This window comes from Westiellopsis prolifica IICB1 (genome assembly GCF_004323185.1).
Classification (GTDB): domain Bacteria; phylum Cyanobacteriota; class Cyanobacteriia; order Cyanobacteriales; family Nostocaceae; genus Pelatocladus; species Pelatocladus prolificus_A.
In genome coordinates, this window is record NZ_NAPS01000001.1 from 2,008,511 (window position 1) to 2,019,515 (window position 11,005).

The 11,005-nt window shown below is 41.4% G+C and carries 13 protein-coding genes; 9 read left to right on the forward strand and 4 right to left on the reverse strand.

From position 1 onward, the window contains the following. Nucleotides 1-128: 128 nt before the first annotated feature. Nucleotides 129-1,316, reverse strand: a complete 1,188-nt coding sequence (locus B4U84_RS08530; RefSeq protein ID WP_131116953.1) for an iron-containing alcohol dehydrogenase family protein — start codon at nt 1,314-1,316, stop codon at nt 129-131. A 476-nt stretch (nt 1,317-1,792) separates the two neighbouring features. Between B4U84_RS08530 and B4U84_RS08535 the strand changes: the two genes are divergently transcribed. After that, nucleotides 1,793-2,281, forward strand: coding sequence for a peptidoglycan-binding domain-containing protein (locus B4U84_RS08535; protein WP_131116956.1), 489 nt, complete (start codon nt 1,793-1,795; stop codon nt 2,279-2,281). A gap of 142 nt (nt 2,282-2,423) precedes the next feature. Here B4U84_RS08535 and B4U84_RS08540 read toward each other — a convergent pair whose 3' ends face one another. Next, nucleotides 2,424-2,954: a Ycf51 family protein gene (locus B4U84_RS08540; RefSeq protein WP_131116959.1), complete on the reverse strand. Its 531-nt coding sequence runs from the start codon at nt 2,952-2,954 to the stop codon at nt 2,424-2,426. 183 nt (nt 2,955-3,137) lie between these two features. On the opposite strand from B4U84_RS08540, the gene B4U84_RS08545 reads away from it, so the two are divergent. The 8 genes from B4U84_RS08545 to B4U84_RS08570 all read left to right on the forward strand — a co-directional run bounded on the left by B4U84_RS08545 (nt 3,138) and on the right by B4U84_RS08570 (nt 8,443). Then, on the forward strand, nt 3,138-4,313 hold the full coding sequence (locus tag B4U84_RS08545) for an aminotransferase class V-fold PLP-dependent enzyme (protein ID WP_131118816.1): 1,176 nt from the start codon (nt 3,138-3,140) through the stop codon (nt 4,311-4,313). 138 nt (nt 4,314-4,451) lie between these two features. Further along, on the forward strand, nt 4,452-5,576 hold the full coding sequence (locus tag B4U84_RS08550; RefSeq protein ID WP_131116962.1) for a glycosyl transferase: 1,125 nt from the start codon (nt 4,452-4,454) through the stop codon (nt 5,574-5,576). A 161-nt stretch (nt 5,577-5,737) separates the two neighbouring features. Continuing rightward, nucleotides 5,738-6,151, forward strand: coding sequence for a secondary thiamine-phosphate synthase enzyme YjbQ (locus B4U84_RS08555; RefSeq protein WP_131116965.1), 414 nt, complete (start codon nt 5,738-5,740; stop codon nt 6,149-6,151). A 153-nt stretch (nt 6,152-6,304) separates the two neighbouring features. After that, nucleotides 6,305-7,108, forward strand: a complete 804-nt coding sequence (locus tag B4U84_RS08560) for a Nif3-like dinuclear metal center hexameric protein (protein ID WP_131116968.1) — start codon at nt 6,305-6,307, stop codon at nt 7,106-7,108. A 278-nt stretch (nt 7,109-7,386) separates the two neighbouring features. Next, complete coding sequence (locus tag B4U84_RS31530) at nt 7,387-7,602, forward strand: hypothetical protein (RefSeq protein ID WP_131116971.1); 216 nt, start codon at nt 7,387-7,389, stop codon at nt 7,600-7,602. A 152-nt stretch (nt 7,603-7,754) separates the two neighbouring features. Beyond that, nucleotides 7,755-7,910 (forward strand): hypothetical protein, encoded by a 156-nt coding sequence (locus tag B4U84_RS30455; protein WP_162139421.1) that lies wholly within the window; start codon nt 7,755-7,757, stop codon nt 7,908-7,910. A 181-nt stretch (nt 7,911-8,091) separates the two neighbouring features. Beyond that, complete coding sequence (locus tag B4U84_RS31925) at nt 8,092-8,214, forward strand: hypothetical protein (protein ID WP_268743774.1); 123 nt, start codon at nt 8,092-8,094, stop codon at nt 8,212-8,214. Beyond that, a complete protein-coding gene (locus tag B4U84_RS08570) occupies nt 8,183-8,443 on the forward strand; it encodes a DUF6679 family protein (protein ID WP_242677574.1) in 261 nt (86 codons plus the stop codon). Before B4U84_RS31925 ends, B4U84_RS08570 begins: the two co-directional genes overlap by 32 nt. 87 nt (nt 8,444-8,530) lie before the next feature. On the opposite strand, the gene B4U84_RS08575 is transcribed toward B4U84_RS08570, so the two are convergent. Both B4U84_RS08575 and B4U84_RS32100 read right to left on the reverse strand, forming a co-directional pair. Beyond that, a complete protein-coding gene (locus tag B4U84_RS08575) occupies nt 8,531-10,201 on the reverse strand; it encodes an MBL fold metallo-hydrolase (RefSeq protein WP_131116974.1) in 1,671 nt (556 codons plus the stop codon). Nucleotides 10,202-10,567: 366 nt separating this feature from the next. Then, nucleotides 10,568-10,690, reverse strand: coding sequence for a DUF8629 family protein (locus tag B4U84_RS32100; protein WP_044447697.1), 123 nt, complete (start codon nt 10,688-10,690; stop codon nt 10,568-10,570). Nucleotides 10,691-11,005: the final 315 nt, after the last annotated feature.

The following is an 11,005-nucleotide window of genomic DNA, read 5'->3' on the forward strand; positions in this document are numbered from 1 at the left end:
GTTGCCCCTTCGCCCCTAATCCCCACTCCCTTGGGGGGAGTGGGGGCCGGTGAGTTCCCCAGAGGGGGCCCCACCTGCCCCTTATCCCCAAAGGGGACCCCTACCTTCCCCAATCCCCGATCCCCAATTCAGTGTTCAACTTGTTGATGAATTTCTTTTGTTGAAACACGATGAATCGAGTCTTTGTTTTCTACTGGTGCAGCAGTAGAAACCATCGCTGCCATTAATTGTTCTAATGTGACTTTAAATGGCAATCGATGAATGTCAGAATTGGGAGCAAGGGCAATTTCCGCAGCTTTTTGCAATTCGCCCAAAGTCACACAGTCTAATCCTAAATCACTGAAGGTTTGCGGCAGTCCAATTTCGCCATAAAACTTCAATAATTGTTGCCGTGCTGCGGCTGCTAGTTGATTCCCTTGGATCATTTCTTCTAAACGCAGTTGCACCAAGATTCCATAGGCGACTTTTTCACCATGAATACTGCCACTTTTGCAAATGTGCGTTAAACCATTATGTACGGCATGAGCAGCCACAGTGCGACATTGAGCGCCACCAACACCACCAATCACCCCAGCTAATAAAACAGTGGCGTCTACAACTTGCTGCCAAATTTCGCTTCCTGGTTGTTGGAGAGCAGTAGCAGACTTTTGGAAGAGAATATCCCGTAAGACTCGTGCTTGTTGCACCGCAGCAATAATTAAAGTTTGATCTGAGTGTCCACTACTAACTGAAGCCTCATACCACTTGGCGATCGCATCTCCAATTCCTGCTATTAGAGTACGTGGTGGTGCAGTTTGAATTAAATCATAATCGAGAATCAATAAATCAGGACAACGATCTAACGCGACGTCATACAAAAAAGCCCCTTGATCAGAATAAACGTTAGATAGGGCAGTCCAAGCGGCGCAGGTAGCTGCTGAAGTCGGAATTGTCACTACTGGCAATTGCAACTGATGGGCAAGCAATTTTGCTGTGTCCAGCGCTTTTCCGCCACCTATACCGATAACGACATCAGCTTGATGTTCCTTGATAGCTTTTCTTAAAGCTTTGAGACTTGCTTCGCTACAATCTGGAGTGTAGTAAGCAAAAGCAAATTGTAACTGCTGCTGTTCTAACAGTGGTTGCAGCTGAGATTGAACGGCTTTTTGGGTGTGATTTCCTGCGACAATCAACGGACGAGTACCCAGACGAGTAATTTCATCAGATACTTGTGCCAATATTTGAGAGCCACGGATCACTTTTGCGGGCGCTACCGTCAACCGCATTAATGAATTAGGAGTTTGAGTAGACAACTTTTCTGAAAAATGAATAGGCATAATAACTTATGAATTAACAGTAACATTTCCAGATATTTTGGAAAACTTCTTAATATAACCGACTATTCATAATTCCATGCTTTTCATGACTGTGAGGGTAGGTGTAAAACCTGGCCTTAATTCACATGTTTTGGTAGCAGTTTCATAGATAGATAAATATTTTAACTAAAAATTAATTAATTATGTATTAGAAAACACAAAAAAAGTACTCTTTTTTAATAAATCAGGCACTAAAAGTCAAAACCTAAAGTATTAGTTAAATATAATACTCAGTAAATAAGCGAGAATTCCTTGATGCTACAAGCCCTCACCAATTAAAAATCCACAGACGCGATCGCGGTCTCGACAGAGTAATCCAAAATCTAAAATCTAAAATCTAAAATCGAATGACGTATTTAAAGTACCCCACCTGAGTGATGTTATTAAGTGCTTAAAAAATTACACTGTAATAAAGACCGCTCCCAAGGAGTAGGAATATGGAATTAACAAGTGATAGCAGCGACAGGATACCAGGAACAACACAGTTTGAGTTAAACAAACCAGAGTTGCAATTAGGTTCTTATGGTGAAGCGGTTGTAGAGCTACAAAATCTATTAACTAACTTGAGTCTTTATACTGATAAAATTGACGGTATTTTTGCAAAAATGACACAAGAAAGTGTCAAAATATTTCAGCGCCAAGTTTTTCTGCAAGAAGATGGTATTGTTACAGAAAAGACTTGGCAAGCATTGTACAAAGGCGGACCCGTAAATTTACCCGAATTGAAACAAGGCTGTCGGGGAGAATTAGTGATGAAGGTACAACGTATTCTCAAATCTACACAAGACTATGTAGGATACGTTGATGGAGAGTTTGGACCAGTTACAGAGTCAGCTCTGCAAAGCTGGCAAATGCGTAATCATCTCCCTGATACTGGCATTATTGATGAACTTACTTGGCGTACTTTAAGCCAAATTCCCCAATAAATGTAGTTAATGTCATTTGTCATTTGTCATTTGTCATTTGTCATTTGTCATAAATTAGTTAACAGTTTAATTTGATAACTGATAACTGAGAAGTTGTATCCCTTGTCTTCCCACACTCCCCACACTCCCTTGTCTCTCTACCTTATGATGAGGTGTTGTTGGATTTTGGCAGTTGAGCAAATTTATCTTGGTAAATGTCAATTGCCATTTGCGAATCTTCACGACTAGCAAGCGATCGCTTGACTTGACCCAAATAAAGTGGTGTGGAAACTCCTGGTTCGGGATGGACAACCGTACGGGCGCGAATAGTCAACTGGTTGTCACCAGCTTTACCCAAGCGACCATAAGAATATAGATCATTAGCTGCTTGGCGCAAAGTTGCTTCTAATTGAGTGGGAGTGATTTGAGGAGAAATAGCAATTACGGTTTGTGTTGAACCAGTGTCATAAACCAAATGGTACCGCACTGCTCCCGGAATAACCGTACGTGTCAAAGGGGCTAGGGATAGGGTAAATAAACCAGCCGTCAGCACTAACATAAAACCTGTCGAACCCACTAGCCGAAAGCGCAGACCCCATTTGAAAATAAAACTCAAGGCTGTCAACACAGCAAATACCAAGGTCGCAATACCTGACCATTGGGCGTATTGGATAAAATCAGCTTGTGAGAACATAATAATAACTGAACAGAGTAAATGTATAACACCCAGAAATTCTACACAATTTCTGGGTGTTACGTTTGCGGGAGAGAGGGGATTGGGGATAAGGGAGCGGGGACAAGGAGGACAAGGGAGACAAGGGAGAGACTAAACACCAATGACCAATGACCAATGACCAATGACTAATGACTAATGACTATGAACAAATTGCATCTTTATCGACAGCAGTTTCCAGCTTTAGAGAACAAAACTTATTTCAACTATGGTGGTCAAGGCCCAATGCCGCAAGTGGTGATGGATGCGATTACTGAAGCCCAAGCTTACATACAGGAAATCGGGCCTTTTGGTACTGAAGTGGGTAGGTGGATTGATGAGGAAACCAAAGCAATTAAAGTCGCGATCGCCTCTGAGTTAAATGTACTTCCCGAAACGATTACAATTACTGAGGATGTGACTGTTGGTTGCAATATTGCTCTGTGGGGTATCGACTGGAACTCAGGAGATCACCTGTTATTAACTGACTGCGAACACCCCGGTATTGTGGCTATAGCCGAAGAAATCGGGCGCAGATTTGCGGTTGAAGTCACTACCTGTCCGTTGATAGAAACTTTAAACGAGGGTGATCCAGTCGCAGTCATTGAACAACACTTACGCCCAAATACCCGTTTGGTTGTCTTGAGTCATATACTATGGAATACAGGTCAAGTTTTGCCTCTTGACACAATAGCAAAATTATGCATTAATAACCAAACAAGACTTTTAGTAGACGCTGCCCAGTCTGTTGGTTCAATGCCATTGAACTTGACTGAACTAAAGGTAGATTTTTATGCTTTTACTGGTCACAAGTGGTTATGTGGACCTGGCGGTGTGGGCGGTTTGTACGTCCGACCAGAAATCAGAGATAGCTTAAAACCCACATTTATAGGCTGGCGTAGCATTATCACCAACACTCAAGGTAAGTTTGTAGATTGGCATCCAGACGGAAAACGTTATGAAGTAGCTACTTCTAATTATCCCCTTTACGCAGGCTTAAGAGAAGCGATCGCCATTCATCAACAATGGGGAACACCAGAGGAACGCTATCAGCAAATTTGTGATCACAGCGAATATTTGTGGCGACGTTTAGCAACCTTACCAGATGTGATTCCCTTGCGGACTTCACCTCCTCAAAGTGGTTTAGTCTCATTTCAACTTAAGCAAAATACTCCGCAAGCCCATCGACAACTAGTAGAGTTTTTACAATCGAAAAAAATATTCACTCGCACAATTGCTGATCCAACTTGTATACGCGCTTGCGTCCACTACTTTACACTTGAGTTGGAAATTGACCAACTAATTGAGGGAATTCAGGAATGGTTAGTTGTTGGTCAATAGTCAATAGTCAATAGTCATTTGTTATTTGTTATTTGTCCCTCTTATCTTGCTTCTCCCCTTTCCCCTTTCCCCAATCCCCGATCCCCGTTACCCCTTATCCCCAGAGGGGGCCCCACCTTCCCCGATCCCCAATCCCCTATGAAACGTCCAATCTTATACATAGCTATTACCAATCACGGTTTTGGTCATGCTACTCGCACCGCAGCAGTTGCAGGAACTATTCAAAAGTTATGTCCAGAAGTCTTGCTAATTATTGTGTCCACTGCTCCACGCTGGTTGCTAGAGTCTTATATTGAAGGTGATTTTATTCATCGTCCCCGTGGATTTGATGTGGGTGTGGTGCAAAAAGATAGCTTGACTATGGATAAAGCAACGACATTAGAAAAGTTGCTAGACATTAAAAAGAATCAAAATTCTATTGTTGCTTCAGAAGTCAACTTTATTCGTCAAAATCGTGTGCAGTTGATTTTGGCAGATATTCCCTTTTTGGCAACAAAATTTGCAAAGACTGCTGGTATTCCCTGCTGGATGATGAGTAATTTTGGTTTTGATTTTATTTACCGGAGTTGGGGTGATACCTTTAGAGAAGTTGCTGATTGGATCAGTGATTGTTACAGTCAATGCGATCGCTTGTTTCGTCTGCCTTTTTATGAACCAATGGCAGCATTCAGTAATCGTAGTATTACTGATGTTGGCTTAACAGGTGGTTCTCCCTGTGATTGTGCTGAACAAATTCGAGCAACTTGGGGAATAACTGCGCCAACAGAAAAAACTATCTTACTAACTTTTGGTGGTTTGGGCTTGCAACAAATTCCTTACGACAGTTTACAAAAATTTCCAGATTGGCAATTTATTACTTTTGATCAATCAGCCCCAGACTTGCCTAATATCATCAAAATTCGTGATCATAAATATCGCCCTGTAGATTTTATGCCTATTTGTGGGCGAGTTGTTTCTAAACCTGGTTTCAGTACTTTTGCTGAAGCTACTCGCTTGAGTGTACCGATTGTATCTGTTACCCGTGATGATTTTGCAGAAGCGGCTTTTCTATTAAAAGGAATTTCTCAGTACAATCAACATCAAATCCTCACCCCATCAGAATTGTTTGACGGGAATTGGGATTTTTTGCTGCAACCACTCCAACAACCACTTTCCTCAGAACCTATTGCTAAGGATGGGAATGAAACTATCGCCCGTGAGGTTTTAGGTTTTATTGGTTGTTGGTCAAGAGTCAATGGTCAAGAGTCAATGGTCAATAATTAATTCCAATGCTCAATGGCCAAATTTTCAAAATTTAGATCGCTGGTACTTATTTGATGGTAAAAGCTCTCCTGATTTATCTATGGAGTAAGCTAAAATCCAAAATCCATAGACGCGTCAGCGGCTTCTCGTAGAGTAATCTAAAATCCAAAATCTAAAATCGAATGACTCACTACCAAAAGCTGCTCAGAATTTCCACTACAGGTAAATCTTTGCACAACATTACTACCAAAATTGAAGCAATAGTCGCAGAGTCAGGAGTTGAAACGGGACTTTGCACTTTATTTTTGCGTCATACTTCTGCTAGTTTGCTGATTCAAGAAAACGCTGATCCAGATGTACTCAGAGATTTGGCAAATTTTATGGGCAAAATTGTCCCAGAATCAGCCCAGTATATTCACGATACTGAAGGACCTGATGATATGCCAGCACACATACGTACCGCCCTTACTCACACATCAGAAACCATCCCCATTAACAGAGGTCACTTAGTTTTGGGAACTTGGCAAGGAATTTACGTTTGGGAGCATCGCCAGCATAGTCATCATAGAGAATTGGTTGTTCATATCTCTGGGTAGTTGGGGATTGAGGGAACAAGGAGGACAAGGGAGACAAGGAGGACAAGGAGGACAAGGGAGAATTATTTAACAAGTTTCTTCCCAATGACAAATGACCATTGTACAGACGCGATTTATCGCGTCTCTAATGACAAATGACCAACAAACAAGAAAATGAAAATTACTGATTTAATCGCTTGGTTTGAAGAATGGGCAAATCCAGCTTGGCAAGAAAGCTGGGATAATTGTGGTTGGCAGATTGAACCGGGTATTTTAAAGGAACAAGCAAGGGTTTTGGTTTGTCTGACACCGACTTTGGCGGTAATGCAGGAAGCGATCGCCTATCAAAAAGCTGGTATCCCTGTAAATCTAATTTTTGCTCACCATCCTCTCATTTTTAGTCCGCCTAAGTCTCTATGTAGTGGAAACCCGATTGCGGAAATGGCACGGTTAGCTTTTAGGCACAATATTGGAATTTACACTGGTCACACTAATTTTGATCAAGTTCAAGATGGTACTGCTGATGTTTTGGCTCAAATTTTGGAACTTCAGCAAGTTTCTCCCATAGTACCCACGCAACCAGGTTTGGGATACGGGCGTGTTGGTGTTCTCGAACCTGCTTTAGTGTTGCAAGATTTATTGACGACAATTCAGGAGCGGCTACATCCTCCTTCTTTGATTTTCTCTCCCACGGCAGATTTACAGCAAAAAATTGATAAAGTAGCCGTTTTGGGAGGTTCGGGGGCTAGTTTTATTTCGGCGGTAGTCAAAACTGGCGCTCAAGTATATCTAACTTCTGATTGTAAGTTTCATCAGTTTCAAGAAAGTCGCGATCGCGGTCTAGTTTTAGTTGATGCTGGTCATTATGCCACCGAACGTCCTGCTTGCGATCGCCTGGTGCATAAGTTCCGTGCCTTAAATCTGGATTGGGTACACTTAAGTCAACAAGATGAGGATTTCCGTTTATTTATGTGCTAGCACCGTAGGAATTTTCCTGATTAAGTATATGTAAAGATTTGAATCAAAAGCTGGTTTTATTACGTACAATTACATATTGTATTGGATTTTTGAGGTAGTTATTACATACTTATAAAGTATAAAAAATGAAAAAATTTTAAATACTTGGGTAATGATGTGATTTTAATCACATTAAATTGAAACTTGAATCACTCTTACTTGCTGATCTCTATCAACTCAACAAAGACCAATATGTTTCACAGTAAAAGAAATAATCGCCAAATTATGATCTAATCACAATGATCCGCGCTCTTATTGAATCTGCCTTTCAAACAGGATGTCTTAGTGTTGAATCTGAGGGTCTTCTTCATCAAATGCTGGCGACGAAAAGCTATAACCCAGAAGATTTAGCTGACCTCTCAACATTACTAAATGCTGTTCACACAGGTCGAATTAAGCGAGAGGCCTCTTCAAATTTGGTCATGGAATGCCCTAAATACAATAGAAGAAATTAAAAAACTTAGCATTGAGTAACGATTGACTAAGAAGACGCATAAGTTTTTCAGCATTAGTTGTTGAAAAGCATGAAGGTTACTAGAGAATAAGCTAAGATCAATTACGTAGGGGTAAAAGTAAAGCCAAGTCCCTAGACTTCCCAGCAATACCAATGAATACAAGTAGGCAACTTCAACAACCGCAACCTAAGCTTGTTTTTGAGTATCTTTTATTACATAATGGTACTAAGGAATTACCACCAAATACTATCAACCTGTTCAGGTTAACTCCTGAATTATGTGACTTCTACGAAGTTAACATTCCCTAAATGACCTTAATAGGTGAAGGTGAGTTGGTGAATTAAATACAAGCCAACTTTAATTAATGATCCAAAATTCTCATTGGTTGACAACCATAAACAAATCTTGAGTTTGGATCAGATAAAGCATTTTTGAGGGTTAATTTTATCAACCCAGAAAGATTGCTATAAATTGGGGAATAAAACCCACATGTTAACAGATTTAACTAGAAAAAAGGCAGAAGCAGTAGATGCTACACCGCAAGATTTATCAACTGTGTTGCGATGGACGGGAGGTATGTGTGTTCTTGCGGGACCAGCAACGCTGGATTGAACGCGCCCGCATCATCGACATAGAGGGAGATTTAGTGACCCTACGCTATGAGACAGAAGAGGAAGATGAAATTTGCTCTTGGGAGGAAATGGTTCGCCTCGAAAGTATTGGTGCCATAAACCAAAAATTAGCTTCCGTGCCACGTGGTAATGTTGAACCTCTCTTAACTGAAGACTGTCCAGAGGTAGAACGTATCCGTAATCGGTACACAGATTCTAATCCAGACTAGTTAGTCAAGGGTCAAGGGTCAAGGGTCAAGGGTCAAGAATTCAGAGTCTAGAAAACTTCAAATTCACAATTGACAATGGACTCTTGACTATTGACTATCATTTGGACGCTCAAAAGCCGGACAGTAACCATCAAGGGTAACTTTGAAATTATACAAAGGGGACGCGGGATTCCAGCACCGTTGTCCCCTTTGATGTCGGCAGGTTCCACAGCAATCTACATCAGACCACACATAGCGATCGCTACTTTGATTGAGAAGTTCTCGTTGCGACAATCCGCGTAATACCAGTTCTTCTCCTTGCCAACGGGCTTCGATTAAACCTGTATCAGCAAATTGTTGCCAACGAGGATCGGCTGTAATCGCATCAGGAAGGGCTATTGTTACAACCGTTTCCAACTCCGTCAGTTCACCTTCATAATTTGTTTCCGGTGCTGCTGGTTGTAAAAATGTCTCACCAAACAGTAATTCTACTATTGTACCTACTGCGGGAGAATGTACGTGATAGCGGTTTTGTAACTCTTCCAAGCTAGTCAAATCTGCCAAGTAGGTAGGAATAGCATGAAAAAAGATCACATGTTGTGGTCGCAAATTATGAATTAATTGAGTTGTACCAGGACCATCACTATGCTGGGCAAGTAGATAATTTTCAATAGTCACTATTCCTGGAAAATGTTCATGATTAATATTGATATCAGTTTTTTCTGGTAAGAGAATGAGCCAGGGTCCTGTATCGGGTTGCATATAATGACTCAGATCGGTTGTAGAGTCAGTGACGACAATACAGGGATACTTTCCAACAGTTGCACGTTGTTGTGGCTGCAAACGCCGGACACGCGGACGTATCCGTTCATCCCAAAATAACGGTTGATGACGGGCAAAATTCTGTACAGAGGGCGGGAAGTGAGGCAATAATTCTAAGTAAGCATCGCAGCCAGTAGCAACAGCACCGTTAACCCAGATATCAAGATCACGACCTGTAAAATGATGATGACTGCGTAAAAGCATTAATAGTTCTTGTCCCAATCCTAAAGCAGGTGTGGGCATGAGTACAGAATAACGGTCAGCGATCGCGCGATTAATTCTTTCTGCAAGTTGATTTTCTTGGTTGCGACGGTGAGGGTGGCGAGAAGTACCATAAGTCCCTTCAATAATTAACACATCTAACTCTAAACCCCGCAATTCTTCTAACCGCAAACCCTCAACTAAGCGTGAATTAGATAAGAAAAAATCACCAGTATACAGTAATTTGTAAGTACGCTGTGGGGTAATGTAGGTAAACAAAATTGCTACAGCACCTGGTAAATGCCCAGCAGCGAATAGTTCCACCACCAGACCATCTTTAAGTTCCAGTGGCGATCGCAATGGTAAAGCTTGACAAAATTGTGACAGTTGTTGACCTTCTTGATCAACCCAATTTAACGGTAGTAATTTACTAGTGACTTCGCTGGCGTAGATTGGTAACAGAGGAAAAGCCTGATGTAGGGTCAGTAACCCTCTAGCGTGGTCTGGGTGAGCATGACTGACAAAAACAAAGTCAGCAGGTAGAGGCGAACTACCCCGACGTGCTGGCTTTGTCACCCCTTTGAGGATTGGCGAAATATCTGCTAAACCGCAGTCTAGTAAAAAGCGGTGTGGTCCCATCCGCACCAACAGACACACACCTTCATCGGTATGGTTCACACCATAGGGTATACATTCCAATTCACTAGCTGTTTCCCCCGGATCAATACGAGAGGATGCTGATAGGCGATCGCTCATGCTTTCCTCCCCGTTGAACTCATTTTGATGAATATTTCCGACAAGCCAAGAACTGTTACGAGGATATTTATCACTTTATATAGGGGCTAATTTCCTAACTTACGCCCCTACGCCCTTGGAAAGCGGATTTGCTATTGGGGAGGAAGTCTTCACAGAATCTATTGAACAGTTATCAGTTATCAGTTATCAGTTATCAGTTTTATGATCTGGGTTAAATCTACCACTAAAGTGTGAAGTCGAGACTTTGGTGGTGCTTAATCAGTTCCGCACCATAAGCTGATAACTGTTGACTGATTTCAGAAAATTTGAATCATTAAGAGTTCTGATCAGACAGATTAGGGGCTGATTCCTTTGACTATATTTCTATCAATGTGCAGACCCGTTGCCATGGTAGTTGTCAGAATCGTAGAAACCGTTTTTAGTGCCAAAGAACAAGCATGATACAGTAAAAATTGCTGTCAGTACGATTAATATTACCTTTACATCCATTTTGCTTGTTGTCCTCTACTAAAATACTCTCTTCTATTATGTAAGTGATTTCGCAAGCGAAGTTAATTACAGGACAATCTTTACCATGTTTATGGTAATTATACAATGAGTTAATTTACTACAATCAGTAAAATTGTAGAATTTTTCTTGCATCCTGTCTATCTATTTGGGAATAAGGAAGTGGGGGGAGTGGGGGAAGTATGGGGAGACAAGGGAGACAAGGGAGACAAGGGAGACAAGGGAGAGAATAATACCCAATATCCAATATCCAATCCCCAATCCCCAATCCCCAATCCCCAATCCCCAATCCCCAAT